This window comes from Micromonospora sp. NPDC002575 (assembly GCF_042889525.1).
Taxonomy (GTDB): domain Bacteria; phylum Actinomycetota; class Actinomycetes; order Mycobacteriales; family Micromonosporaceae; genus Micromonospora; species Micromonospora carbonacea.
On sequence record NZ_JBIARA010000004.1, the window covers coordinates 417,049 to 441,773 of the forward strand.

The 24,725-nt window shown below is 74.3% G+C and carries 19 protein-coding genes, 1 tRNA gene and 1 pseudogene; 15 read left to right on the top strand and 6 right to left on the bottom strand.

Features of this window, described 5'->3' with window-relative positions; translation table 11 throughout:
* Positions 1-142 precede the first annotated feature (142 nt).
* On the bottom strand, positions 143-2,590 hold the full coding sequence (locus ACFYWL_RS09650; RefSeq protein ID WP_386969711.1) for a DEAD/DEAH box helicase: 2,448 nt from the start codon (positions 2,588-2,590) through the stop codon (positions 143-145).
* Between the two features lie 142 nt (positions 2,591-2,732).
* On the opposite strand from ACFYWL_RS09650, the gene ACFYWL_RS09655 reads away from it, so the two are divergent.
* The 7 genes from ACFYWL_RS09655 (at position 2,733) to ACFYWL_RS09685 (ending at position 11,934) form a co-directional block, all read left to right on the top strand.
* Complete coding sequence (locus ACFYWL_RS09655; RefSeq protein WP_178063006.1) at positions 2,733-3,089, top strand: STAS domain-containing protein; 357 nt, start codon at positions 2,733-2,735, stop codon at positions 3,087-3,089.
* Entirely contained in the window at positions 3,086-3,523 is a 438-nt protein-coding gene (locus tag ACFYWL_RS09660) for an ATP-binding protein (protein WP_386969805.1), read from the top strand. Before ACFYWL_RS09655 ends, ACFYWL_RS09660 begins: the two co-directional genes overlap by 4 nt.
* A gap of 376 nt (positions 3,524-3,899) precedes the next feature.
* Positions 3,900-6,284, top strand: coding sequence for a sodium-translocating pyrophosphatase (locus ACFYWL_RS09665; protein WP_386969715.1), 2,385 nt, complete (start codon positions 3,900-3,902; stop codon positions 6,282-6,284).
* A 125-nt stretch (positions 6,285-6,409) separates the two neighbouring features.
* A complete protein-coding gene (locus ACFYWL_RS09670) occupies positions 6,410-6,952 on the top strand; it encodes a hypothetical protein (RefSeq protein ID WP_386969718.1) in 543 nt (180 codons plus the stop codon).
* A complete protein-coding gene (locus tag ACFYWL_RS09675; protein WP_386969721.1) occupies positions 6,943-7,572 on the top strand; it encodes a hypothetical protein in 630 nt (209 codons plus the stop codon). Before ACFYWL_RS09670 ends, ACFYWL_RS09675 begins: the two co-directional genes overlap by 10 nt.
* A 429-nt stretch (positions 7,573-8,001) precedes the next feature.
* The gene (gene topA / locus ACFYWL_RS09680; protein ID WP_386969724.1) at positions 8,002-10,863 is read left to right on the top strand and encodes a type I DNA topoisomerase; all 2,862 of its coding nucleotides are present in this window, start codon (positions 8,002-8,004) and stop codon (positions 10,861-10,863) included.
* Positions 10,864-10,968: 105 nt separating this feature from the next.
* A complete protein-coding gene (locus ACFYWL_RS09685; RefSeq protein ID WP_386969726.1) occupies positions 10,969-11,934 on the top strand; it encodes a DUF559 domain-containing protein in 966 nt (321 codons plus the stop codon).
* A 74-nt stretch (positions 11,935-12,008) separates the two neighbouring features.
* Here the strand turns inward: ACFYWL_RS09685 and ACFYWL_RS09690 are convergent, their stop codons facing one another.
* The gene (locus ACFYWL_RS09690; RefSeq protein WP_386969728.1) at positions 12,009-13,325 is read right to left on the bottom strand and encodes a D-arabinono-1,4-lactone oxidase; all 1,317 of its coding nucleotides are present in this window, start codon (positions 13,323-13,325) and stop codon (positions 12,009-12,011) included.
* Between the two features lie 147 nt (positions 13,326-13,472).
* On the opposite strand from ACFYWL_RS09690, the gene ACFYWL_RS09695 reads away from it, so the two are divergent.
* Complete coding sequence (locus ACFYWL_RS09695; RefSeq protein ID WP_386969731.1) at positions 13,473-14,147, top strand: TetR family transcriptional regulator; 675 nt, start codon at positions 13,473-13,475, stop codon at positions 14,145-14,147.
* A gap of 16 nt (positions 14,148-14,163) precedes the next feature.
* Here the strand turns inward: ACFYWL_RS09695 and ACFYWL_RS09700 are convergent, their stop codons facing one another.
* Complete coding sequence (locus ACFYWL_RS09700) at positions 14,164-15,372, bottom strand: amino acid deaminase/aldolase (RefSeq protein WP_386969733.1); 1,209 nt, start codon at positions 15,370-15,372, stop codon at positions 14,164-14,166.
* A gap of 179 nt (positions 15,373-15,551) precedes the next feature.
* On the opposite strand from ACFYWL_RS09700, the gene tmk reads away from it, so the two are divergent.
* The 6 genes from tmk (at position 15,552) to ACFYWL_RS09730 (ending at position 21,458) form a co-directional block, all read left to right on the top strand.
* On the top strand, positions 15,552-17,837 hold the full coding sequence (gene tmk / locus ACFYWL_RS09705; protein ID WP_386969735.1) for a dTMP kinase: 2,286 nt from the start codon (positions 15,552-15,554) through the stop codon (positions 17,835-17,837).
* Complete coding sequence (locus ACFYWL_RS09710) at positions 17,837-19,114, top strand: DNA polymerase III subunit delta' (protein ID WP_386969738.1); 1,278 nt, start codon at positions 17,837-17,839, stop codon at positions 19,112-19,114. The genes tmk and ACFYWL_RS09710 overlap by 1 nt, the downstream gene beginning before the upstream one ends.
* Positions 19,115-19,249: 135 nt before the next feature.
* A complete protein-coding gene (locus ACFYWL_RS09715) occupies positions 19,250-19,579 on the top strand; it encodes a YbaB/EbfC family nucleoid-associated protein (RefSeq protein ID WP_043961499.1) in 330 nt (109 codons plus the stop codon).
* A 1-nt stretch (position 19,580) separates the two neighbouring features.
* Complete coding sequence (locus ACFYWL_RS09720; protein WP_386969741.1) at positions 19,581-19,886, top strand: hypothetical protein; 306 nt, start codon at positions 19,581-19,583, stop codon at positions 19,884-19,886.
* Positions 19,886-20,563, top strand: coding sequence for a hypothetical protein (locus tag ACFYWL_RS09725; RefSeq protein ID WP_386969744.1), 678 nt, complete (start codon positions 19,886-19,888; stop codon positions 20,561-20,563). Before ACFYWL_RS09720 ends, ACFYWL_RS09725 begins: the two co-directional genes overlap by 1 nt.
* Before the next feature lie 55 nt (positions 20,564-20,618).
* The gene (locus ACFYWL_RS09730; protein ID WP_386969747.1) at positions 20,619-21,458 is read left to right on the top strand and encodes a stage 0 sporulation family protein; all 840 of its coding nucleotides are present in this window, start codon (positions 20,619-20,621) and stop codon (positions 21,456-21,458) included.
* 8 nt (positions 21,459-21,466) lie between these two features.
* Here ACFYWL_RS09730 and ACFYWL_RS09735 read toward each other — a convergent pair whose 3' ends face one another.
* Positions 21,467-23,173 carry a metallophosphoesterase family protein gene (locus ACFYWL_RS09735; RefSeq protein ID WP_386969749.1) on the bottom strand — a complete coding sequence of 569 codons (1,707 nt, stop codon included), beginning with the start codon at positions 23,171-23,173 and terminating at the stop codon, positions 21,467-21,469.
* A gap of 135 nt (positions 23,174-23,308) precedes the next feature.
* Between ACFYWL_RS09735 and ACFYWL_RS09740 the strand changes: the two genes are divergently transcribed.
* Positions 23,309-23,382: transfer RNA gene (locus ACFYWL_RS09740), tRNA-Thr, on the top strand.
* 149 nt (positions 23,383-23,531) lie between these two features.
* Here ACFYWL_RS09740 and ACFYWL_RS09745 read toward each other — a convergent pair.
* Positions 23,532-24,101, bottom strand: coding sequence for a hypothetical protein (locus ACFYWL_RS09745; protein WP_386969752.1), 570 nt, complete (start codon positions 24,099-24,101; stop codon positions 23,532-23,534).
* Between the two features lie 189 nt (positions 24,102-24,290).
* Positions 24,291-24,725 (bottom strand): annotated as a pseudogene (locus ACFYWL_RS09750) (XRE family transcriptional regulator); the annotation flags it as partial.

Here is a 24,725-nt window from a genome sequence, read left to right on the forward strand (position 1 = left end):
GTGGGCGCATGACATGGAAGCGCTCCCATGCATCAATGCCCACTGCGCCCGGCGCTCATGCACCCGTCCCGAAAGCTGGGTGGTCGCCGCCGCCCCGGCACGCCGCGCGCCCAGCACCCCGTCCGCCCCCGGCCCGGCCGCCCTACCCGGTGCGCCGGTCGCCCTGCCTGGGTAGCGCCGCCCCCGGGTCGGCCGGCGCGGGCAGGTTGGCCAGCACCACGTCGAGCACCCGGAGCGCGCCCGGCTTGGACAGCGGATTGTTGCCGTTGCCGCACTTCGGGGACTGGACGCAGGACGGGCACCCCGCCTCGCAGCCGCACTCGGCGATCGCGTCGCGGGTGGCCCGCAGCCACTGCGCGGCCGTGCCGTACGCCCGCTCGGCGAAGCCCGCCCCGCCCGGGTGTCCGTCGTAGACGAAGACGGTGGGTGCCTCGGTGTCCGGGTGCAGCGCCGTGGACAGCCCGCCGATGTCCCACCGGTCGCAGGTGGCCATCAGCGGCAGCAGCCCGATCGCGGCGTGCTCGGCGGCGTGCAGCGCCCCGGGCACGTCCGCCGGCTCGACCCCGGCCGCCGCCAGCGACTCCGGGGAGAGGGTGAACCAGACGGCGACGGTGCGCAACTCGCGGGCCGGCAGGTCCAACGGCCGGGTGTCGATGACCTCGCCGGAGGAGATCCGTCGCCGCTGGTACGACACGACCTGGCTGGTGACGTCCACCTCGCCGAGGAACAGCCCGACGGGCCCGGCGTCGACGTACGAGCGGACCGACGCCACGGTGAGCGAGGTGACGTCCCGGGCGTGGGTGGACCAGTCGGGCTCCTCCGGGTGCACCAGCGCGCACCCGTCGTCGAGATCGAGCGAGTCGACCACGTAGGACACGCCCTGGTGCAGGTGGACCGCGCCGGCGTGGACGAGGAAGTGGGCTGACCCGCCGTCGACGGTGCCGAGCAGCCGCCCGGTGGCCGCCTCGACCACGCAGACCGGGGCGCCGCCCTCGCCGCGCAGGTCCACCTCGGGGCGTTCGCGGTGCCGCCAGTACCAGCCGGTCGGCCGCTGCCGCAGCGCGCCCGCCGCGACGAGCGAGTCGACGGCCTCCTTCGCGCCGTCGCCGAAGAGGTCCAGGTCGGCGGGGGTGAGCGGGGCCTCGGCCGCCGCGCAGGCGAGCTGCGGGGCGAGCACGTACGGGTTGGCCGGGTCGAGCACGGTGGCCTCGACGGGGCGGCCGAACAGGGCCTCCGGATGGTGTACCAGGTAGGTGTCCAGCGGGTCGTCCCGGGCGACGAGCACGGCGAGCGCCTCGTCGCCGGAGCGCCCCGCCCGCCCGGCCTGCTGCCACAGCGACGCCCGGGTGCCCGGCCAGCCGCAGATCAGCACGGCGTCGAGGCCGACCAGGTCGACGCCGAGCTCCAGCGCGTTGGTCGAGGCCAGCCCGAGCAGGTCGCCGTGCAGCAGGGCCCGTTCCAGCTCGCGCCGCTCCTCGCGCAGGTACCCGGCCCGGTAGGCGGCCACCCGTTCGCCGAGCCCGGGGACGGCCTCGTCGAGAGCGCGGCGCGCGGTGGCGGCCACCACCTCCGCGCCCTTGCGGGACCGGACGAAGGCGAGGGTGCGCACCCCGGCGGCGACCGCGTCGGCGAGCAGGTCGGCGGTCTCCCGCAGCGCCGACCGGCGCACCGGCGCGAGGTCGCCGGCCCCGCCCGCCGGGCCGCCGACGCCGGGGGCCTGGCCGGCGCCGGGGGCCTGGCCGGGGCCGGGCAGCAGCGGCGGCTCCCACAGGGCGAACGTCACCCCGCCGCGCGGCGAGGCGTCGTCGGTGACGGCCGCGACGGGCAGGCCGGTGAGCCGCCCGGCCGCCGTCGCCGGGTCGCCCGACGTGGCGGAGGCCAGCAGGAACACGGGGGTACGCCCGAAGCGCGCGCACTGGCGGCGCAGCCGGCGCAGCACGTGCGCGACGTGGGAGCCGAACACACCCCGGTAGGTGTGGCACTCGTCGACGATCACGTACGCCAGCCGGCGCAGGAACCCCGACCAGTGTGCGTGCCCGGGGAGGATGCCGTGGTGCAGCATGTCGGGGTTGGTCAGCACGAACCGGGAGTGCCGGCGGATCCACTCCCGCTCGGCGCGCGGGGTGTCCCCGTCGTAGGTGGCGGGGCGTACCCCGTCGAGTTCCAGGCCGGCGACAGCGCGCAACTGGTCGGCGGCGAGCGCCTTGGTCGGCGCGAGGTAGAGCACGGTGGCCCGGGGGTCGGCGAGCAGGGTGGCCAGCGCGGGAAGCTGGTACGCCAGGGACTTGCCGGACGCCGTGCCGGTGGCGACGACGACGTGCGTGCCGGCGTACGCCAGGTCGGCGGCCTCGGCCTGGTGCCGCCACGGCGCGACGACGCCGCGTCGGGCGAACGCCGCGCGCAGTTCCTCGGGGGCCCACAGTGGCCACGGCGTCTGCTCGCCGGGCCGGGCCGGCACCCGCTCGACGTGGGTGACCGGGTCGGCGTCGCCGCCGCTGCGCGCACGCAGCCGACGCAGCAGTTCGGCCGGGGCCGCGCCGGACGGGCGGTCGGGGCCGTGGCCTGCGGCTACGGTGGCTGCGGTGGGCATGTCCTGCACTCTCGCACAAGTGTTCGGAGTTGACCGGCGGGGGTGTGGGTAAGGGGAAGCCCTTCGCCGGTGACCTCGCGGACGACCCCGGCGGGGATGGTTAGATGCCCAGGAGAGTTTACGACTCTTGCGAGGAGGACCGATGGAGCTGTCGCTGGCGACCCGTGCCGTGGGGGAGCACACGGTGCTCGAGGTCGGCGGTGAGGTCGACGTCTACACGGCCCCGCGGCTGCGGGAACGGCTCCTGGAGCTGATCGACGGCGGGGCCCGGCACGTCGTGGTCGACCTGGGCCGGGTCGACTTCCTGGACTCCACGGGCCTGGGCGTGCTGGTGGGCGCGCTGAAGCGGCTGCGCGCGGCCGGCGGCAGCTTCGCGCTGGTCTGCGGCAAGGAGCCGCTGCTCAAGATCTTCCGGATCACCGCCCTGGATCAGGTCTTCCCGCTGTACCCGACCGTCGACGCGGCGATCGGGGCCGATCCGACCGGCTCCGGCGCCTGATGGCGACGGTCCGGCTCTCCTTCTCGCCGGCCCCGGTGCACGTGCGCACCGCCCGGCTGGTCGGTGTCGCGGTGGCCCGCCGCGCCGGCGTCCGCGAGGACCTGCTCGACGAGGTGCGGCTGGCCATCGGTGAGGCGTGCACCCGGGCGGTGGCCCTGCACCGGCAGTACGACGTGCCGGACCCGGTGCTGGTGGAGATGTCCGACAACGGGGCGTACGCGGTGCGGGTGGTGGACCGGGCCCCGATTGAGGCGAGCATCGGCCTGGCCGCGCTGGACGCCGACCAGCTCGCCAACGAGTCGCTCAACGAGGACGACCTGACCACCGGCGTGGGCTTCGCGCTGCTGGCCGGGTTCGTCGAGGATCTTCAGGTGCGCCCCGTCGAGGAGGGCGTCGGCACGGAGGTCCGCATGGTGTGGCCGGTGCACCGCTGACTCTCGACTCAACCCGTGCTGATCGCGTGATCAGTCGCCTGGGCTGACTACGCGCTCAACCCACTGATTGGCTGCTCAGGGCCGCACTCCCGACCGGGAGGGCGGCCCCTTCGTCGTGGTCGGGGCTTATATCAGAATTCTTCTCGTAACACAGCGACGAAGATCATCCGAACAGGGTGCCCCTCAATGTGACCTCCGGCACTACGGAGGGCTACAGTACGCGGGTTGTCAGCAAGTGATCCTTCCCGCAGCCAGCGGGTATGGGTGTTCATCGCTGGTCCGCTGGAGTGGGTTGGCGCGCTTGCGAGTCCGCATCCAGGCGTCGGTCCGTGCGTCTCCACCGACCGGCGCGAGTGTTCGGTACAGGAGGACACAGATGTCCGGGACCATGGCCGCCGACGGCGGCGCACTGTCCCTTACCGGAGCCAACCTGACGTACGTCGTCATCGCCGCGGTCATCGCGCTGGTGGCACTCGTCTTCGCCGCGGCCTTGACCAAGGCCGTGCTGGCAGCCGGTAAGGGCACCACCAACATGCAGGAGATCTCCGGAGCGGTGCAGGAGGGTGCCTCGGCCTACCTGCTCCGGCAGTTCAGGACCCTCGCGATCTTCGTGGTGATCGCCGTGGTGCTGCTCTTCCTGCTGCCGGTGCACGACACCGACGGCAGCGAGATCGCGGTGAAGATCGGCCGGTCCGCCTTCTTCGTGGTGGGCGCCCTGTTCAGCGCGTTCATCGGCGGCGCCGGCATGTGGCTGGCCACCCGCGCGAACCTGCGGGTCGCCGCCGCGGCCCGGGAGGCGACCGGCGGCCGGGAGGGCGCCATGAAGATCGCCTTCCGCACCGGCGGCGTGGTCGGCTTCCTCACCGTCGGCCTCGGCCTGTTCGGCGCGGCGCTGGTCGTCCTGCTGTTCAAGGGCGACGCCCCGACCGTGCTGGAGGGCTTCGGCTTCGGCGCCGCCCTGCTCGCCATGTTCATGCGGGTCGGCGGCGGCATCTTCACCAAGGCCGCCGACGTCGGCGCCGACCTGGTCGGCAAGGTCGAGCAGGGCATCCCCGAGGACGACCCGCGCAACGCCGCCACCATCGCCGACAACGTGGGCGACAACGTCGGCGACTGCGCCGGCATGGCCGCCGACCTCTTCGAGTCGTACGCGGTCACCCTCGTCGCCGCGCTGATCCTCGGCCGGGCCGCGTTCGGCAACGACGGCCTCGTCCTCCCGCTGATCATTTCCACGATCGGCGTGCTGGTGGCGATCGTCGGCGTCTTCATCACCCGGCTGCGCGCCTCCGACCGCAACGGCCTCACCGCGATCAACCGGGCGTTCTACCTCTCCGCCCTGTTCTCCGCGGTGCTGGTGGCCGTCGCCTCCTTCGTCTACCTCAAGCCGACCTGGGCCGACCTGCTCGGGCCCGAGTGGCGGGCCAGCCTCGGCGTCGACGCCGGCGACCCGCCGCTGGGCCCGCGCGGGGTGACCATCGCCGCCGTCATCATCGGCATCGTGCTGGCCGCCGCGATCCAGGCACTCACCGGCTACTTCACCGAGACCAACCGCCGCCCGGTGCAGGACATCGGCAAGAGCTCGCAGACCGGCCCCGCGACCGTCATCCTCGCCGGCATCAGCGTCGGCCTGGAGTCGGCCGTCTACTCGGCGCTGCTGATCGGCGCGGGCGTCTTCGGCGCGTTCCTGCTCGGCGGCAGCTCCATCACGCTGTCGCTGTTCGCGGTGGCGCTGGCCGGCACCGGCCTGCTCACCACCGTCGGCGTGATCGTCGCGATGGACACCTTCGGCCCGATCTCCGACAACGCCCAGGGCGTGGCCGAGATGTCCGGCGACATCGACGAGAACGGCGCCCGGATCCTCACCGAGCTGGACGCGGTCGGCAACACCACCAAGGCGATCACCAAGGGCATCGCGATCGCCACCGCCGTCCTCGCGGCGACGGCGCTGTTCGGCTCGTACACCGACACGCTGCGCACGGCGTACTCCGACGCGGGCGTCGGCGACGTCGGCGCGGAGATCCTCAACTCGCTGAACGTGGCGAACCCGCGCAACCTCGTCGGCCTGATCATCGGCGCGGCCGTGGTGTTCCTCTTCTCCGGGCTGGCCATCAACGCGGTGTCCCGCTCGGCGGGCGCGGTGGTGATGGAGGTCCGCCGGCAGTTCCGCGAGCTGCCCGGGATCATGGACCGCACCCAGCGCCCCGAGTACGGCAAGGTCGTCGACATCTGCACCCGGGACGCGCAGCGCGAGCTGATGACCCCCGGCCTGCTCGCCATCCTCGCCCCGATCGCCGTCGGCTTCGGCCTCGGGCCGGGCGCGCTGGCGGCGTACCTGGCCGGGGCGATCGGGGCGGGCACCCTGATGGCGGTCTTCCTGTCCAACTCCGGCGGCGCGTGGGACAACGCCAAGAAACTGGTCGAGGACGGCGCGTTCGGCGGCAAGGGCTCCGAGTCGCACGCCGCCACGGTCATCGGCGACACCGTCGGCGACCCGTTCAAGGACACCGCCGGCCCGGCGATCAACCCGCTGATCAAGGTGATGAACCTGGTCTCGCTGCTGATCGCGCCGGCCGTCGTGGCGTGGAGCGTCGGCGACGACCGCAACGTCGGCCTCCGGGTCGGCATCGCGGTGGTGGCCACGCTGATCGTCGTGGCGGCGGTGGTGTTCAGCAAGCGCAAGGGCGTCGCGATGGGCGACTCCGACGACAGCGGCACCGGCACCGGCGCGGCCGACCAGCGGCCGGAGACGGTAAACGCCTGAGCGGTGGCACAGCGGGTTCCCGGCCGGTCCACCACCGTCGGCCGGGAACCCGCACACCCCGGGGCGGGCCGGGGGCGGCAAACCGACCCGTGGCACAACGGCGCGGAGGCCGTACGCTGCAACGCATGCGCACGTGCCGGGCGGCGACCGCCGGAAAGCTGACGGCGGTCCTCGCCACGCTCGTCCTGGCGCTGGCCGCGTGCGGCGGAGGGCCCAGCCCCCGGGCGTGGGCGGCGTCGGTCTGCGAGGCGCTCACCCCGTGGCGGGCCGAGATCAACAAGCTGACCAGCAGCACCCAGCAGCAGATGACCGCGCAGACCACCCCGGCGCAGGCGAAGGAGAACCTGGTGCGGCTCTTTGCCGGCGCGGAGGACGCCAGCGAGACCGCCCGTCGCAAAATCGACCAGGCCGGCGTCCCGGAGACCGAGCACGGCGAGGAGATCTCGGCCCGCTTCCAGGCATCCCTGGGCAAGGTGCGCGACGCCTACGGCCGGGCCCGGGACGCCATCGACGGGCTGGGCACCGGCGAGGCCACCACCTTCTACGACGGGGTGCGCGCGGCCGTGGAGACCCTCAACAAGGAGTACGACGCCAGCGCGCTGGACACCAGCCGGCTCGACTCCGAAGAGCTCAGGCAGGCCTTCGACGAGGTCCCGGAGTGCCGCTGACGTCCCCCGACCGGCCACCCGACCCGGTGCGGCAGCTCTCCCTGTTCGGCGCCGAGGCGGCGGACCCGTCCGTCGCCGACCTGGCCGGGCTCCTCGCCGGGCCGGGGGAGGTGTCCCGGATGGGCGGCACCGCCCGGCTGTCGATCGTGCTGGACGCCGCCTGGCGGGTGCACGTGCTCGTCGCCGAACTGTCCCTGCGCGGCGTCGCCGCGACCTGGGAGGCGACCGCCGACGGGCGGCACCTGGTGCGCACCTCGTACGCGAGCACCCTGGCGCCGCTCGCGCTGGCCTGGCTGCGCGAGCCGCCGACAGCGGGTGAGGTGAAACGGCCGCCCCCCGGGTTCCACCTCAACGGCCGGCGGCTGCGGCTCTGGGTGGCCGCCGCCGGGGCGGCCGACCCGCCCGGGTTCCTGCTCCGCCTCGGCGCGGCGGACGAGCGCTGCCGGGGACCGGTCGGCGCGGCCCTGGCCGCCGTCGGGCTGCCGGCGGTGCTGCTCGACGCGCAGGCGGGCGGCCCGGCGTACCGGATCACGGGCCGCCGCCGGCTGGCCCGCCTCGCCGACCTCATCGGCGACCGCCCGCCCGCCGCCCCCGCCGCCGACTGGCCCGCCGCGCCCTGAGCCGGGCGGCGCGTCGCGCCTTGAGCCGGGGGGCGGCACGCCTTGAGCCGGGGGGCGGCATGCCCTGAGCTGGGCGGGGCGGCACGCCCTGGGCTGGGCGGCGCGTCGCGGTCGGCCTCCCCCGGCTGTCCGATCGAGGACACTCCGGCCGTCGGACGGCGGCGGCGGAGCGGCTGGTCGGACCTCCACCGAGAGGCGGCGTCGTCACAGTGGCCCGCCCGAGGGCCTACCCACGGTGTACGGTGGCGCCGTCCGGCAAGACCGTCGCCGGCGCCCGGGAAAGCGACGTGGGCGGTTTGCCGCCCGCGAAACCCGGAACCCGGACGGCGCGTTACGTTGGACATCCGGACCGCCGGCGGTTCCGGCGGACCGCGGGTGGTCCGCGCCCCGGATCGGCCGGCCACGAGCAGGAGTGAGGTCGCAGGAGACGTGCCGAGCAACGCCAGGACCACCCGTCTGGTCATCGTCGAGTCACCGGCGAAGGCCAAGACGATCTCGGGCTACCTCGGCCCGGGGTACGTCGTGGAGGCCAGCTTCGGTCACGTCCGCGACCTGCCGCGCAACGCCGCCGACGTGCCCGCCAAGTACAAGGGGGAGCCGTGGGCCCGGCTCGGGGTGGACGTCGACAACGGCTTCCACGCCCTCTACGTGATCTCGCCCGACCGCCGTCAGCAGATCAGCAAGCTGGTCAAGCTGGCCAAGGAGGTCGACGAGATCTTCCTGGCCACGGACGAGGACCGCGAGGGCGAGGCGATCGCCTGGCACCTGGTGGAGACGCTGAAGCCCAAGGTGCCGGTCAAGCGGATGGTCTTCCACGAGATCACCAAGCCGGCGATCCAGGCGGCGGTGGCCAACCCCCGCGAGATCGACCGGGACCTGGTCGACGCCCAGGAGGCCCGGCGCATCCTCGACCGGCTCTACGGCTACGAGGTCTCCCCGGTGCTGTGGAAGAAGGTCATGCCGAAGCTCTCGGCGGGCCGGGTGCAGTCCGTGGCGACCCGGATCGTGGTCGAGCGGGAGCGGCAGCGGATGGCCTTCCGCACCGCCGAATACTGGGACATCCTGGCCACCCTCGCCGTGGCGAAGCCGGGCGAGGGGCCGCGCGCCTTCAACGCCACCCTCGTCGCGCTGAACGGCGACCGGATCGCCACCGGCAAGGACTTCGAGCCGACCACCGGCAAGGTGCGGCCGGGCGCGGGCGTCGTGCACCTCGACGAGGGCGGGGCGCGCGGGCTGGCGGCCCGCCTTGCGGGGCGGCCGTTCACGGTCACCCGGGTCGAGGAGAAGCCCTACCGCCGCCGCCCGTACGCGCCGTTCATCACCTCCACGCTCCAGCAGGAGGCGGCCCGCAAGCTGCGGTTCTCGTCGCAGCAGACGATGCGCACCGCGCAGCGGCTCTACGAGAACGGCTACATCACCTACATGCGTACCGACTCGGTGAACCTGTCGGAGACCGCCATCGCGGCGGCCCGCCGGCAGATCGTCGAGCTGTACGGCGAGCGCAGCGTGCCGCCGGAGCCGCGCCGCTACACCGGCAAGGTGAAGAACGCGCAGGAGGCGCACGAGGCGATCCGCCCGGCGGGGGACAACTTCCGCACCCCGGGCGAGGTGGCCCGGGAGCTGTCCGGCGAGGAGTTCAAGCTCTACGAGCTGATCTGGCGGCGCACCATCGCCTCGCAGATGACCGACGCGGTCGGCTCCAGCGTCTCGGTGCGGATCCGGGCCGTCTCCTCCGCGAGTGAGGAGGCCGACTTCGGCGCGACCGGCAAGACGATCACCGACCCGGGCTTCCTGCGCGCGTACGTCGAGTCCTCCGACGACGAGAACGCCGAGGCCGAGGACGCCGAGCGCCGGCTGCCCAACCTGGTCAAGGACCAGCCGCTGACCGCCGACCAGCTGGCCGCCCAGGGCCACCACACCCAGCCGCCGTCGCGGTACACGGAGGCGTCGCTGGTCAAGGCCCTGGAGGAGCTGGGCATCGGCCGCCCGTCCACCTACGCGTCGATCATGCAGACGATCCAGGACCGGGGGTACGTCAGCAAGCGCGGCCAGGCGCTCATCCCGTCGTTCCTGGCGTTCGCGGTGATCGGCCTGCTGGAGCGGCACTACCCCCGGCTGGTCGACTACAACTTCACCGCCAGCATGGAGAACGAGCTGGACGAGATCGCCGGTGGCGACCACGCCGCCGTCGACTTCCTCACCGCGTTCTACTTCGGCAGCGCCAACGGGGCCGGCGACCAGGACATCGCCCGCTCCGGCGGGCTGAAGAAGCTGGTGACGGAGAACCTCAGCGAGATCGACGCGCGCAGCGTCAACTCGATCCCGCTGCACACCGACGACGAGGGGCGCGAGGTCGTCGTCCGGGTCGGGCGCTACGGGCCGTACCTCCAGCGGGGCGTGCCCGGTGAGGAGCCGGCGGCCCACGGGGAGGGCGAGGAGGGCGGCGGCCAGGGCGACCGGGCGCCGATCCCCGAGGGGCTGGCCCCCGACGAGCTGACCCCGGAGAAGGTGCACGAGCTGTTCCTCGGCGGGGGCGGCGAGCGCAAGCTCGGCGACGACCCGTCGACCGGCGAGCCGATCCTGCTCAAGTCCGGCCGGTTCGGCCCGTACGTGGCCAGCGGCGAGCGCAAGTCGTCGCTGCTGCGCACGCAGTCGCCGGACTCGCTCACCCTCGACGAGGCGCTGAAGCTGCTCAGCCTGCCCCGGCTGGTCGGGGTGGCCCCCGACGGCGCGGAGGTCTTCGCCAACAACGGCCGCTACGGCCCGTACGTCAAGCGTGGCGACGAGTTCCGCTCGCTGGACTCGGAAGACAAGATGTTCACTGTCACGCTGGACGAGGCGCTGGCCCTGCTGGCCGCCCCGAAGACCCGCCAGCGTCGGGCCGCCGCGCCGCCGCTGCGGGAGATGGGCAACGACCCGCTGACCGAGAAGCCGCTGGTGATCAAGGACGGCCGGTTCGGCCCGTACGTGACCGACGGCGAGTTCAACGCGTCCCTGCGGCGGGGGCAGACCCCGGAGGCGCTGACCGTCGAGGAAGCCTCGGAGATGCTGGCCGAGAAGCGGGCGAAGGGCCCGGCCCCGAAGAAGAAGGCGGCGGCGAAGAAGGCCCCGGCGGCGAAGAAGACGACGACCGCGAAGAAGACGACGACGGCTGCGAAGTCGACGACGACGGCGAAGAAGACGGCGGCGAAGAAGACCGCCGCGGCCACGAAGACGACGGCAACGAAGACGACCACGGCCAAGGCCACCCCCACAAAGAAGGCGACCCCCCCCAAGAAGGCCACCACCTGAGATCTTGGAAGATTCCGGCCCCCGGAGGGGCCACGGTTTTCCAAGATCTCGCCGTTGTCCACAGGGGGCAGCGGGGGCGGGAGGCCGTGCGGCAGGGTGCTGTGCGTGGGCTTTCGTGGCGGGCGGGGTTGGGCAGGGTGGCGGCGGGCGCTGCCGGGCGACGACGCCGACGAGCTGACCTGGCTGCTCTTCCACCAGGATGAGGTGATCAGCCTCGGCCAGGCGCTGCGGCACCTGTCCCGCAAGGCGATCCGGCACCGGGTCGACAGCCACCGCTGGCGGCAGGTGCACCGGGCGGTGTTCGTGACCCACAACGGTCCGGTGAGCGCCGATCAGCTCCGGTGGATCGGCGTGCTGGCCGCCGGGCCGGCGGCGGTGCTCGGTGGGCTGACCGCCGCCCAGGCGGGCGGGCTGCGTGGCTTTCCCGGCCGCCCCGTCCACCTGCTGCTGCCGGCCGACCGTCGGCGCGGGTCGCTGCCGCCGGGAGTCGTGGCGCACCGGACGACCTGCCTCCCGGACGAGGACGTGCACGCCGTCGGGCAGCCCCGCCGTACGATGCCGGCCCGGTCGATCGTCGACGCCGCGCAGTGGGCCGGCAGCGACGACGAGGCCAGGGCGGTGATCGCCGCCGGCTTCCAGCAGCGCCTGGTCGGGGACGACGACCTGCGACGGGTGCTCGACCGGCTGCCCCGGGCCCGCCGGCGGAGGCTGATCCTGGGCACCGCCGCAGACGCGGCCGGCGGCGCGCACTCCCTCGCCGAGCTGGGCTTTCTGGGCCTCGTCCGGCGCGCCGGGCTGCCCGAGCCGACCCGGCAGAAGGTCCGGTACGACGCCACCGGCCGGCGGCGCTACCTCGACGCCTACTTCGACGAGTGGGGGGTGCATGTCGAGATCGACGGCAGCCAGCACCTCGACCCTCGTGCGGCGTGGGCCGACATGCGTCGGCAGAACGCGCTCTGGATCGACGGTGACCGGGTGCTCCGCTTCCCGTCCTGGGCCGTCCGCGACCGCCCCGAAGAAATGGTGGACCAGTTGCGCGCAGCCCTGCGTGCCGCCGGCTGGCCCGGCTGACGCCGATCGAGGCAATCTTGGAAGATTCCGGCCCCTCCAGGGGCCATCCCTTTCCAAGATCCGCGAGATGGAACCTAGTGGCCCAGGAGGGTGGTCAGGTGGGGGGTTTCGAAGACTTTCTGTGGGTCCAGGCGGTGGCGGACGGAGCGGAAGTCGGCGAACCTCGGGTACGCCGGGGCCAGCGACTCCGCGTCGCGCCAGTGCAGCTTGCCCCAGTGGGGGCGACCGCCCAGGCCGGCGGCGACCTCCTCGACCGCCCGGAAGTACGGCTCGTACGGCGCGCCGACGTACTGGTGCACGGCGATGTACGCGGAGTCGCGCCCGTACCCGTGGGAGAGCCAGATGTCGTCGGCGGCGGTGAACCGCACCTCGACGGGGAACTGCACCTTGAACGGGAGCCCGTCGACGATGCGGCGCACCTCGGCGAGGGCCTCGGGCAGGGCGGCGCGCGGCAGGCCGTACTCCATCTCCATGAAGCGGACCCGGCGCGGGGTGCAGAAGACCGCGTCGGAGCGGCCGGTGTAGGTGCGTTCGCTGAGCGCCCGGGCGGAGGCCGCGTTGATCGCGGGCACCAGGCGCGGCGCGGCGCGGCCGAGCCGGCAGAGGCCGGCGAAGACGGTGTTGGCGAGAAAGTCGTCGTCGAGCCAGGCCCGCCAGCGGGGCAGCGGCCGGTCGTCGGCGGGCACCCGGTCGTTGGTCTTGAGCTGCACCCGGTCGGTGTAGGGGAACCAGAAGAACTCGGCGTGGTCGTGCGCGGCGACCAGTGACGGCAGGTCGGCGAGGACGTCGTCGAGGGCGGCGGGGCGCTCGTGGGCGCGCAGCACGAAGGCGTCGACGACGCGCAGGGTCACCTCGGCCAGCACGCCGAGGGCGCCGAGGGAGACGCGGGCGGCGGCGAAGACGTCCGGGTGCTCGTCGGCGGAGCAGCGCAGCACCTCGCCGGTGCCGGTGACCAGGGTGAGCGCCGCGACGAAGGTCGACAGGCAGCCGTACGCCGCGCCGGTGCCGTGGGTGCCGGTGGAGATCGCCCCGGCGACGGTCTGCGCGTCGATGTCGCCGAGGTTGGGCAGCGCCAGCCCGTGCTCGGCGAGCAGGGCGTTGAGTCGGTGCAGCGGCATCCCGGCCGGTACGGTGACCAGGCGTCGGTCGCGGTCGACCCGGGTTTCGGTGTCGAGGTCGGTCAGCTCCATCCGGCGGTCGTCGGCGCACGCCACAGCCGTGAAGGAGTGGCCGCTGCCGACGGGCCGGATCCGCTCGCCGGCAGCGGCGGCGGCCTGGACGGCGGCGGCGACGTCGGCGATCGTGCGGGGGCGGAGGATGGTGGTGGCGGTGCTGCGCTGGTTGCCGGCCCAGTTGCTCCAGTGGGGGCTCGGCGAGGTGGTGCTGCCCATGCGCGCTCCTCGACGTGAACGTGAGGTGTCTTCATATCAGGAACGTTGTGCCTGGTAAATACCGCAATCCAGGTCCGCTCGTTGTACCGGTAGTCACGTACTCGTGACGTGCAGATATGTTCATCCGTCGAAGGGGGGTGGCGCCGAGTGTCCACACCAGCCGCCACGACCGGGCCGTTGCGCCGGGTGCCGGTCCAGGGTCGAAGCGTCGCGCGGGTCCAGCGGATGCTGGACGCCTGCGCCGAACTCGTCGACGAGGTGGGGTACGAGGGACTGACCACGACCCTGCTCGCCGAGCGCGCCGAGGTGGCGATCGGGTCGGTCTACCAGTTTTTCCCGGACAAGCGGGCGATCGTGCAGGCGCTGACCCTGCGCACGATGGAATCCTACCTCCAGCGGCTCGACGAGCGGTTCGCCTCGGACGACCTGACGCACTGGTGGGACGGCGTCGACGCGGGGATCGACGAGTACATCACGATGCACCGCACCGTCCCCGGGTTCCGTACCCTGCACTTCGGCGACGTGGTCGACCTGCACCTGCTGGACGAGCAGCGGGACAACAACGGCGTGATCGCCGACCAGCTCGCCCGGGTGCTCACCGAGCGGTTCGGGATGGTCGACGAGCCGCGGCTGCGGTTCTGCCTGGAGATCGCCGTCGAGGCCGCCGACGCCCTGATCAAGCTGGCGTTCCGGCGCAACGCCGAGGGCGACGAGCGGGTGCTCGCCGAGGCGAAGGCGCTCATCCGCGAATACCTGCACCGGCACGTGGAGGCGTCGGCCGCCGCCGCTGGCACCACCCCCGCCCCCGCCCCCGCCTCCTGAGCGGGCGGCGGCGAGGCTAGAGGAAGGCGTGGCCCTCCCCCCGGTAGGTGGGGACGGTCGCGACCACCCGGTCGCCGTCGACCAGGTGCAGCTCGTTGACGCGTTCGCACAGCTCGCCGGCCTTGGCGTGTCGGAACCACACCCGGTCGCCGACGCGCAGGCCGGCCGCCGCCGGGCCGGTCAGCGGGGTCTGCACCTCGCCCGCGCCCTCCGCGCCGAGCAGCCTCAGGCCGGCCGGCAGCCAGGGGGTGGGCAGCCGGTTGCCGGCGGGCGGGCCGGAGGCGATCCAGCCGCCGCCGAGCACGGTCGCCAGCTCCGGCGTCGGCCGGCGCACCACCGCGCAGGCGAAGAACGCCGCCGGGGTGGGCCGCCAGGCCCGGTAGGCGTCGAACAGCGTCGGCCCGTACAGGCCCGATCCCGCGGTGACCTCGGTGACCGCGGGATCGGCACTGGTCGCCGCCACGCTGCCGGTGCCGCCGCCGTTGACGAACTCCAGGTCGGCGTGCTCGCGTACCGCCGACGCCGCCGCGCCCCGGCGGGCCAGCAACTCGCGGTACGACCCGCGCTGGGCGGCCCGGATCGCGGCGGCGAGGACCGCCCGGCCCGGCGGGGCGTCGCCCAGCCCGGCGATCTGCGCCTCGTACGACATGAGGCCGACCAGCCGGAAGCCCGGCCGGGCGGCGATGGCGGCGGCGAGCGCGCCGGCCGCCCGGGCGCTGTGCACCGGCGAGCGGCGCACCCCGACGTGCACCCGCCTGCCCAGGGGCCGCCAGGACGCGTCGAGGTCGATGCAGACCCGCAGCGCGGGCCGGCGGCCCGGCGGGCACACCGCGTCGACGAGGTCGAGCTGGTCGGTCCCGTCGACCATCAGCGTGACCGCGCCGGCCAGCCCCTCGTCGGCGGCCAGCTCGGCGAGCGCCCCCCGGTCGGCCGTGGGGTACGCCACCAGCGCGTCGTCGGTCACGCCGGCGCGGACGAGCCAGCTCGCCTCGGGCAGGGTGAACGCCATCACCCCCCGCCAGCCGGGGCGGCCCAGCACCCGGCGCAGCAGCTCGCGGGCCCGGACGGACTTGCTGGCGACCCGGATCGGCTTGCCGCCCGCCCGGCTGGGCAGCGCCGCCGCGTTGGCGTCGAACGCCGCCAGGTCGACCACCGCGTACGGCGGGTCGAGGTGGGCCGTCGCCCGTTCCAGGCGTTCGCGCAGATTGTCGCCTTCGCTGGTCACGTGTGCACGCTAACTGTCGATCGGTCAATTGTGAAAGAGCCTCGCGTCTGCCGGCCGTGCTTCCGCCCGGCGGCCCGGGGGCACGGGCGGCGGCGGGTGGCGTCTGCGGCCTAGGCTCGGCGAGCAGGCACTGTCACGGGCGGGAAGTCCCCCGACCGGGACTAGAGTGTTGCACCGGGATGCCCAACGTTGGGCCGGCACGTGGAGGTACGGCCATCGAAAGCCAGAACAGCGGCGAGTCGCCCGGCGAGTCGCCGTCGGCCAGCCCACCCGACGCCGAGGACACCGGCCGCACCGGCGCCCAGGCGGGCGCCCAGCCGGCCGGGACGCAGCCGGCCGACCGGTCCGGGGCCGCCGCGATCCGCTCCGTGTTGCGCATCCGACCGTTCCGCCGGCTCTGGATCGTGCTCGGCGCGGCGTCCTTCGGTGACTGGCTCGGTCTGCTCGCCACCTCGGTCTTCGCCGCCGCCCAGGTCTCCGGCAGCACCGCCCAGGGCGCCGCGTTCGGCACCCTGATCGCGATCCGGCTGCTGCCCGCGCTGATCCTCGGCCCGGTGGCCGGCGTCCTCGCCGACCGGTTCGACCGGCGCTGGACCATGGTCATCTGCGACGTGCTGCGCTTCCTGCTGTTCGCCTCGATCCCGCTGTTCGCGCTCACCGGGGCCAGCGGCGGGCTGGTGGTCGGCTGGGCGGCGGTCGCCACCTTCCTGATCGAGACGATCACCCTGCTCTGGATCCCGGCCAAGGAGGCCGCGGTCCCCAACCTCATCCCGCGCGCCCGGCTGGAGGCGGCCAACCAGCTCACCCTGATCACCACGTACGGGCTGACCCCGATCGCCGCCGCGCTCGGCCTGGCCCTGCTCGACCGCAGCGTCCGGGCGGCCACCGGCGGCGAGATGCCGTCCTGGGCCGAGCCGGCGCAGCTCGCGCTGTGGTTCAACGCGTTCTCCCGGCTCGCCACCGCCCTGGTCGTCGCCTTCGGGATCAAGGAGATCAGCCAGGCGCAGGCCGGCGAGGCCGCGCGCACCGAACAGGGCGTCATGCGCCAGTTCACCGAGGGCTGGAAATACATCGGCCAGACCCCGCTGGTCCGTGGCCTGGTGCTCGGCATCTTCGGCGCGTTCGCCGGCGGCGGCATCGTGATCGGCACGGCCAAGTTCTTCGCCGCGTCCCTCGGCGCCGGTGACGCCGCCTTCTACCTGCTCTTCGGCGCGATGTTCATCGGCCTCGCCCTGGGCATCGGGCTCGGCCCGATGATCGTCCGGGAGATGTCCCGGCGGCGCTGGTTCGGCATGAGCATCGTGCTGGCCAGCGCGTCGGTGCTGGTGCTCGCGTTCGCCGTGCACCTGTCCATGGCGATGCTCGGCGCGATCCTCGTCGGCGCGGGCGCGGGCATGGCCTTCCTCGCCGGCACCACGCTGCTCGGCGGCGAGGTCGCCGACGAGGTACGCGGCCGGGTCTTCGCGGTGGTGCAGATCGGCACCCGGCTGGTGCTGATCCTCGCCATCGCGCTGAGCAGCCTCCTCGTCGGCGTCGGCGGCTCCCGAAAGCTGACCATCGCCGACCTCGGCATCTCCGTCTCCTCCACCCGGCTGCTGCTGCTCGCCGCCGGCGCCGCCGGCATCTTCGCCGGCATCAGCGCCTTCGGCCAGATGGACGACAAGAAGGGCGTGCCGGTCCTCGCCGACCTGTGGGGGTCGATCCGGGGCCGCCCGCTGATGCCGGCCGAGCAATTCGTCTCCAGCGGGCTCTTCGTGGTCTTCGAGGGCGGCGAGGGGGCCGGCAAGTCCACCCAGCTCGCCGCGCTCGCCGAGCGCCTGCGCGGGCAGGGGCGCGAGGTGGTGGTGACCCGCGAGCCGGGCGCGACCGAGGTCGGCGCGCGGATCCGCGCGCTGCTGCTCGACGCGACCGCCGAGGGCCCGTCCCCGCGCGCCGAGGCGCTGCTCTACGCCGCCGACCGGGCGCACCACGTCGCCACCGTCGTCCGGCCGGCGCTGGTCCGGGGCGCGGTGGTGATCAGCGACCGGTACGTCGACTCGTCCCTGGCCTACCAGGGGGCCGGGCGGACGCTCCCCGTCGACGAGGTCTCCTGGCTCTCCTCCTGGGCCACCGGCGGGCTGAAGCCCGACCTGGTGGTGCTGCTCGACGTCGAACCGCACACCGGCCTGTCCCGGGTCGCCGCCCGCAACGAGGGGGCCGACCGGCTGGAGGCCGAGTCCGTCGCCTTCCACGAGCGGGTCCGGTACGCCTTTCTCGACCTCGCCGCGAACGACCCGAAGCGCTACCTGGTGCTGGACGCCTCCCGCCCGGTCGAGGAGACCGCCGCGCTGGTCGCCCGCCGGGTCGAGGAGTTCCTGGTCGACCCGGCCGGCATCGTGCACCCCCGACCCGCCCAGGGGCCCGACACCTCGGTGCAGCCCGAGTTATCCGACTCGGAGCTGGTGACGATGGAGCACCGCACCTGATGCCGGACACCTTCACCGGCCCGCCGGACGCCGCAGCCGCCGCCCCGCCGGGCCCGCTCACCAAAGCGCCGGGCGTCTTCGCCGACCTCGTCGGCCAGGACGACGCGGTCGCCACGCTGCGCCGGGCCGCCGCGGCGGCTGCCGCCCAGCTCCGGCAGGCCGCCCCCGGCGGGGAGCCGGCCGCCGACCCCGGGGCCGGGATGACCCACGCGTGGATCTTCACCGGGCCGCCCGGCTCGGGCCGCTCGCTGGCCGCCCGCGCCTTCGCCGCCGCCCTCCAGTGCGCGTACGGCACCGGGTGCGGCACCTGCCCCGGCTGCCACACCACGATGGCGGGCACCCACGCCGACGTGCGGCTGGTCGCGCCCGAGGGGCTCAGCATCGGCGTCGGCGAGATGCGCGCCCTGGTGCTGCGGGCGGCGAGCACCCCGTCCGGCGGGCGCTGGCAGGTGGTGATCATCTCCGACGCCGACCGGCTCACCGAGGCGGCCGGCAACGCGCTGCTCAAGGCCGTCGAGGAGCCGCCGCCGCGCACGGTGTTCCTGCTCTGCGCCCCGTCCACCCACCCCGACGACGTGTCGGTGACCATCCGGTCGCGCTGCCGGGTCGTACCGCTGCGGCAGCCCGCGCCCGAGGCGGTGGCCGAGGTGCTGGCCCGCCGGGACGGGATCGCGCCGGACGTGGCGCGGTGGGCGGCGGCGGCCGCGCAGGGGCACGTGGGCCGGGCCCGGCGGCTCGCCGGCGACCCGCAGGCCCGCAGCCGGCGTGACGCCGTGCTCGCCGTGCCGCGCCGGCTCACCGGGGTGGGCGCCGCCTTCGACGCGGCGTCCGCGTTGATCGAGGCCGCCGAGGCGGAGGCCGCCGCGTCCGTCGCCGAACTCGACGAGGCGGAGAAGGCCGCGTTGCAGACGGCGCTCGGCGCGGGCGGCACCGGCCGGGGCGCGGCCGGCGCGCTGCGCGGCGCCCAGGGCCAGCTCAAGGACCTGGAGAAGCGGCAGAAGTCGCGGGCCACCCGCGCCCAGCGCGACGCCCTCGACCGGGCCCTGGTCGACCTCGCCGGCTTCTACCGCGACGCCCTCGTCGCGGCGCTGCGCGCGCCGGTCGCCCCCGTGCACACCGACGCCGCCGCGCTGGCCGAGGCGGGCGCGCAGAAGTGGCACGCCGAGGGGGCGCTGCGCCGGCTGGAGGCCGTGCTGGAGTGCCGCGCCGCCATCGAGGCCAACGTCAAGCCGCGCATCGCCGTGGAGGCGATGATGCTCGCCCTCTGGAAGGGCTGACTGGAGGGGCCGACCGCCCACCCCTGCTCCGTCCACAGGGCATCGACAGGTCCGATTGGTGTGCGGTACGGTCCGGTGATGCCGTGGTGACCGTGGCGGCACACTCAGTGAGTGCACTGCCGGGAGGAGTCCGCGATGCCTCGGGGGGAGATCGACGAGGCCTGGATCGAGGAGGCGGTGCGACGCTACCGCCGCATCGAGGCGTTGCAGGCCGAGTTCGACCAGGCGGTGGCGACCGTGGAGGTCACCGTGCGTTCCCCGGACGGGCTGGTCGAGGTGGCGGTCACCGCCGACGGCCGGATCACCGACGTGCGCTTCCTCGGCCCGCTGCACCAGCGCCACCACCGTGACGTGGCCGCCTCCGTGCGCGCCGCCGTGGCCGCCGCCGCCGACGCGGCCCAGTGGGCCCGGGAGAAGCTGCACAACGAGACGTTCGCCGCCTACCGGCCCCTCGCGGGAGCCTGACGTGGACGAGCTGCACGCCCTCGCCGCCCGGCTGGACGAGGCCGGCGCCACCCTGGAGGCGCTGGCCCGTGCCGTCACCGCCACCGACCCGCCGCACCCGGCGTTCGGCGCGCACGTCCCCGGCCGCCCCGGCGAGATCGGCCGGGCCCTGCACCGGCGGTGGACCGACGCCACCGGCGACCGGGCCCGGGAGGCGACCGTCGCCGCGTCCCGCCTCGCCGCCGCCGCGTCCGCCGTGCGCACCGCCGCCGACCGTTACTCGGGGGTCGACGACGCCGTCCGCCGCCGGCTGGGCCGGGAGCGGTGATGGACGCCCTCGACCGCCTCGCCGAGCCGGGGCTCGACCTGCTCGGCCGCGTCGACACGCTGCTCGCCGGCGGGGCACCCGAGGGGCACCGGCTCTGGCCGCTGCTGCGCCGCATGCAGGTGCTTCCGGGCGACGCCTTGCGGGGCTTCCTCGACCTGCACCCGGCCCCGCTGACCGACGCCGGCCACGCGGTGCGCGGGCTCGTCCGGGCGTACGACGAGGTCAGCCGCACCCTCACCGACCCGGTCGCCTGGTCGGGGCCGGCCGCCTCGGCGTACGACCAGGCGCGCGCGGCCCTGCTGCGCCACCTCGACGAGGGCCCGGAGAGCCTGGTGGGCCGGCTGGAGGCCACGGCCGGCTACGCCGACGCCCTCGCCGACTGGGTGGAGGGCAGCCGCCTCGCGCTGGCCCGCGCGCTCGCCGACGTGCTCGGCTCCGCCGAGGCGGTCCGGGTGCGCGCCGCCACCGCCACCACCACTGCCGGCGGGGCCGAGCCGGGCGGGGCGGGCCTGCTCGCGGCGGCCGACATCGCCCACCGGGTGCTGGCCGTGCTCGGGGTGGCCTACGACGGGGCGGAGACGCTGTTGCGCCAGTGGTCGCCGAGCCTCGCGGAGACCACCTGGCGCGGGTCGACGGTCGGCGGCCCCTACCACGGCTCCCCGCTGCGGGTCCGGTGACCGCGCGGTGACGCGGGGGTGGGTGCCGGGCCGCGTCGCGTCGTAGGGTGAAGGCATGGGCATGCTCTGCGCGGTCAGCTTCAACCGGTACGGGCGCCTCTACTACCTCGACCCGGGCGAGTTCCGCCCGCAGGTGGGCGACCGGGTGCTGGTCCCCACCGACGACGGCCCCGAGGTGGCGGAGTGCGTCTGGGCCGCGCAGTGGGTCGGCGAGGACACCGACGGCTTCCCCCGGCTCGTCGGCCTCGCCACCGACGACGACCTGCGCCGCGACGAGCTGCTGCGGCGGCGCAAGGCCGAGGCGAAGGTGGCCGCGAAGCGGCTGATCCGCGAGCACGGCCTGCCGATGAAGGTGGTCGCCGTCGACCACGTGCTCGCCACCGCCGACGGCGGCGGGGACCGCACCACCGTCTACTTCACCGCCCCGCACCGGGTCGACTTCCGGTCCCTCGTGCGCGACCTGGGCGCCACCCTGCACTGCCGGGTCGAGCTGCGCCAGCTCTCCGCCCGCGACTCCGCGCGGGTGCAGGGCGGCATCGGCTCCTGCGGGCGCGACCTGTGCTGCGCCACCTTCCTCACCGACTTCGAACCGGTGACGATCCGGATGGCCAAGGACCAGGACCTGCCGCTCAACCCGCTGCGCATCTCCGGGGCCTGCGGCCGGCTGATGTGTTGCCTGAAGTACGAGCATCCGCTCTACCAGAAGTTCCAGGAGACCGCCCCGCCCGTCGGCAGCCGGGTGTCGACCCCCGAGGGCGACGGCCGGGTCGTCGGCCACAGCGTCCCCCGCGACTCGGTCACCGTCCGGCTGGACGCCGACGGCTCGCGCTCCATGTGCTCCCGTGCCGACGTCTGCGGCTCCCGCCGCGCCCACGACCAGCGCTACAACGCCTGAGCAGGCGCTCAGGGCCGGAACACGACGGGCGGTTCGGCCAGGCGGGGGGTCAGCGGGTCCTTCGGGGTCAGCCAAGAGGCGGTCGGGGATCCGTCGGGGTTCGGCCGCCAGTCGCGGGCGACCCGGTCCACCGCGATCGGGTAGACGGTCAGCGTGCCGTCCGGGTCGATGCGCATCCGCAGGAACGCCTTCGCGTCGTCGATGCCCTGACCGGCGAACAGCTCGTTGACGTTCACCCCGAACGCCGCGGCCACCAGCAGGTACGCCGCCACCAGCTCGGTGGCGAGCAGACCGATCAGCGGGCCGTACACCACCGCCGCGGCGGCCACCGGCAGCGGCCACGGCCAGTCGTGCAGGGGGGCCGACAGCCAGGCCCAGGTGCCGGCGGCGGCGAGCGCCACCTGCGCCAGCCCGTGCGTGACGCCGAGGATCCAGTGCCGCACGTGCCGCTTGCCGCCGGCGCTCGGCGGCTTCGCGAAGAAGACCGCGCCGAGCATCGTCACCAGCAGCATCGCCACCAGGGGGACGCTCAGCAGCCGCTGCTCGGTGCCGCCGGCCCGCCCCGCCGCCACCCCGGCCATCGCCAGCATGAGCAGGGTGTGCATGATGCCCAGGAGGGTGCCGAAGCCCGGGTTGCGTCTCGGCAGCCGGGCGAAGACGCCCCAGCCGTACCGGCGGGAGCGGGCCCGGTCGGGGAAGGTGGCCGCGAGGTCGTACGGGAGGCTGCGGCTGGCCCGCCGGGACAGGGTGTCGCGCGGGGGCACCTCGATCCGCTGCGGCAGGTGGTGGGTCGGGTACAGGTAGGCCCCGCCGCTGCCGCAGGTGACGAGCTGCCGGTCCGGGCCGGCGTACCGGGCATAGTGGTGCAGGTCCCCGGAGACGAGCAGCCGCACCTGCGCCCCGGTCGGCGCGACGATGGTGCGGATGAAGTAGTCGACCGAGTCGTACGCCGTGGGGTGGTCGACGGCCTTGACCCACGTCGGCGCCGGCACGGCCAGGATCACCCGGCTGCCCGGCCCCAGCCGCTTCGCGACGGCGTCGAAGTAGGTGAGCTGCGGGTCGTCCAGGTACGAGCCGGACTGGTCGTCGAGGCCCAGCAGCCACCAGCCGGCGGGCAGCTCGACGGCGAAGTACGAGCGGGACTGGCCGGTGCCCCAGCCGCCGAAGTGCCGGTCCCGGGAGCGGACGAACAGCCGCAGGAAGGCGGTCAGCCCGTCGTACCAGTCGTGGTTGCCGGGAACCGCGAAGAGGGTGGGCCGCTCGGGCGGCGTGACCGGCAGCGCGGCCTGGTAGGGGCCCTTGCAGCGGTCCTCGTACGCCTCGTAGGACGCCGACGGGTAGACCTGGTCGCCACCCATCACGAGGGTCTGCGCCCGGGGCAGCCGGTGCCCGTCGACGGTCAGCTCCGGCTGGGCGAGCAGGTACGCCACCGAGTACGTCGCGTCGAAGCCGTCGCCCAGGTCGGCCACGTAGTCCAGCCACAGCCCGCCGTCTGGCCCGACCTGGCGCTCGACGCGGGCCTCCAGCGAGTTCTGCAACTCCCGCTTGTCCAGGTACGCCCCGAACAACATCGCCAGCAGCGTACGCAGGCCGGTGCTGATCAGCAGGAGCGGCGCGAGCCACGGCACCGGCCTGCGCGGGGTGAAGCCCAACTCCAGCGGATCGGTGCTGCGCGGCCGGCGGGCCGTGCGGGCGAAGGCGCGCTCGTCGGTCACCAGCCGCAGCCTAGTCCGGGCGGCGTCGATCCGCTGTCGGGTGTGAGCGGGGACGGGCCGGTTGCCCAGGTGCCCGTTGCGGTAGGCATCCCGCTGTGGCGGCGGCCGGGGCGTGCCGTACACTTGACGATCGTTGCCGCCTTAGCTCAGTCGGCTAGAGCGACGCACTCGTAATGCGTAGGTCGACGGTTCGATTCCGTCAGGCGGCTCGGTGGGTCAAAGGCCCTGGTCACTAACTCTGACCAGGGCCTTTGTCGTTGCCGGGCTGCGGCCTGTCCTGCCCCCGCCTATCGGCTTTCCTTGATCTGAGGACAATTCTGAGGACTTGTGGCAGCGGCTGGACGGCCCGGCGTGCCGGTCACCAGAAGCACCGCACCACGTAGCTGGAGTGGTAGAGCCAGATCGCGGTGCCGAAGGGGAGCGTCTCCCCATGCCAGTACCGGATCGTGGAGGGAAGGACGAGCCCCGAACCGGGGACCCCGCGTTCCCCGACGTACCGCTCGGTGACGAGCGAGGCCGGCGATGATATGTCGGTGTATCGGGTGCAGTAGATGGTGCCGGAGGCGGTGGTCGTCGTGAGCTCCGTGCTGGAGACCAGGAAGATGCCGTTGCATTTGGCCAGCACGCTGTACTGGTAGAGCTGACTGGAACTGCTCCCCGCCTGCACCATCCAGTACCGGTAGGCGAAGCCTTCGGTGGTCCGGGCTCCGACGAGGGTGTAGGTCGTGCCGATCGACGGGTTGGCGGGGTTCGGCTCGAACCACCCGCTGGACGTGCAGAACGAGCCGGCCAACACGACAGGCCCGGCGGACGCGGGAGCCGCCACCGCTGTGGGCGCGGCGAGACCCAGGATCAGCCCGAGAAGTAGGAGCAGGGCCGGTGGGCGACGGCGGGAACGGGAAGCGAACAGGGTGTGGTGAGGGGACATGGACCACCTCCATGACGGGGTCACCGACTCGGCTTCGGTGCGTGCCGGAGTCACTGCGATGAGTGTAGGAATCGCCTGTGTCGATGGAGGGCGCTGACCGTGATCCGACAGCCGGTGCGGCGCGCAGGCCCTGCCCCGGCCACACCCGAGGAACCCGCTGGGCCCGCTCGGCCAGCGCCCGTACGTCGGTCATCGCGCGCCGCCCACGCCGGCCGCCTGCGCCAGCACGAGCAGGTGCCGATCCGGCCGGCGTGTCCCGGTCAGCGCCAGCCCCAGCGCAGCCCGGCCGGCGGGCCGCATCCGCACCTCGGCCGACGCCAAGCGGTCCGCCTGGATGAGCACCAACCCCGCGCCGGCCGGGTCGCCGGCATGCACGTACGCGCCGGCGACGTCGACCAGGTGCGCGGCCCGGTGCTCGATCGGCAGCCGCCCCCACGCCAGCCCGCCCACGAACGCCTCGTGGGCGGTGACCGCCCGCCGGCCGTCGCCGAGCATCGCCATCGCGGCGACCCGGGCGGCATCGACCGCGGCCCGCTCCGGGCTGCTCGGCGCGGTCACCTCGGCCGCGTCGTCGAGCATCTCGGCCACCGTCGGCCGGTCGCCCGCTGCGGCGGCGGCCAGCGC

Coding starts and splice junctions, on each gene's coding strand:
- ACFYWL_RS09650 (WP_386969711.1), bottom strand. CDS start 2,590: ATGCCCACCGCAGCCACCGTAGCCGCAGGCCACGGCCCCGACCGCCCG.
- ACFYWL_RS09655 (WP_178063006.1), top strand. CDS start 2,733: ATGGAGCTGTCGCTGGCGACCCGTGCCGTGGGGGAGCACACGGTGCTC.
- ACFYWL_RS09665 (WP_386969715.1), top strand. CDS start 3,900: ATGTCCGGGACCATGGCCGCCGACGGCGGCGCACTGTCCCTTACCGGA.
- ACFYWL_RS09670 (WP_386969718.1), top strand. CDS start 6,410: ATGCGCACGTGCCGGGCGGCGACCGCCGGAAAGCTGACGGCGGTCCTC.
- ACFYWL_RS09690 (WP_386969728.1), bottom strand. CDS start 13,325: ATGGGCAGCACCACCTCGCCGAGCCCCCACTGGAGCAACTGGGCCGGC.
- tmk (WP_386969735.1), top strand. CDS start 15,552: ATGCCCAACGTTGGGCCGGCACGTGGAGGTACGGCCATCGAAAGCCAG.
- ACFYWL_RS09710 (WP_386969738.1), top strand. CDS start 17,837: ATGCCGGACACCTTCACCGGCCCGCCGGACGCCGCAGCCGCCGCCCCG.
- ACFYWL_RS09715 (WP_043961499.1), top strand. CDS start 19,250: ATGCCTCGGGGGGAGATCGACGAGGCCTGGATCGAGGAGGCGGTGCGA.
- ACFYWL_RS09725 (WP_386969744.1), top strand. CDS start 19,886: ATGGACGCCCTCGACCGCCTCGCCGAGCCGGGGCTCGACCTGCTCGGC.
- ACFYWL_RS09730 (WP_386969747.1), top strand. CDS start 20,619: ATGGGCATGCTCTGCGCGGTCAGCTTCAACCGGTACGGGCGCCTCTAC.
- ACFYWL_RS09745 (WP_386969752.1), bottom strand. CDS start 24,101: ATGTCCCCTCACCACACCCTGTTCGCTTCCCGTTCCCGCCGTCGCCCA.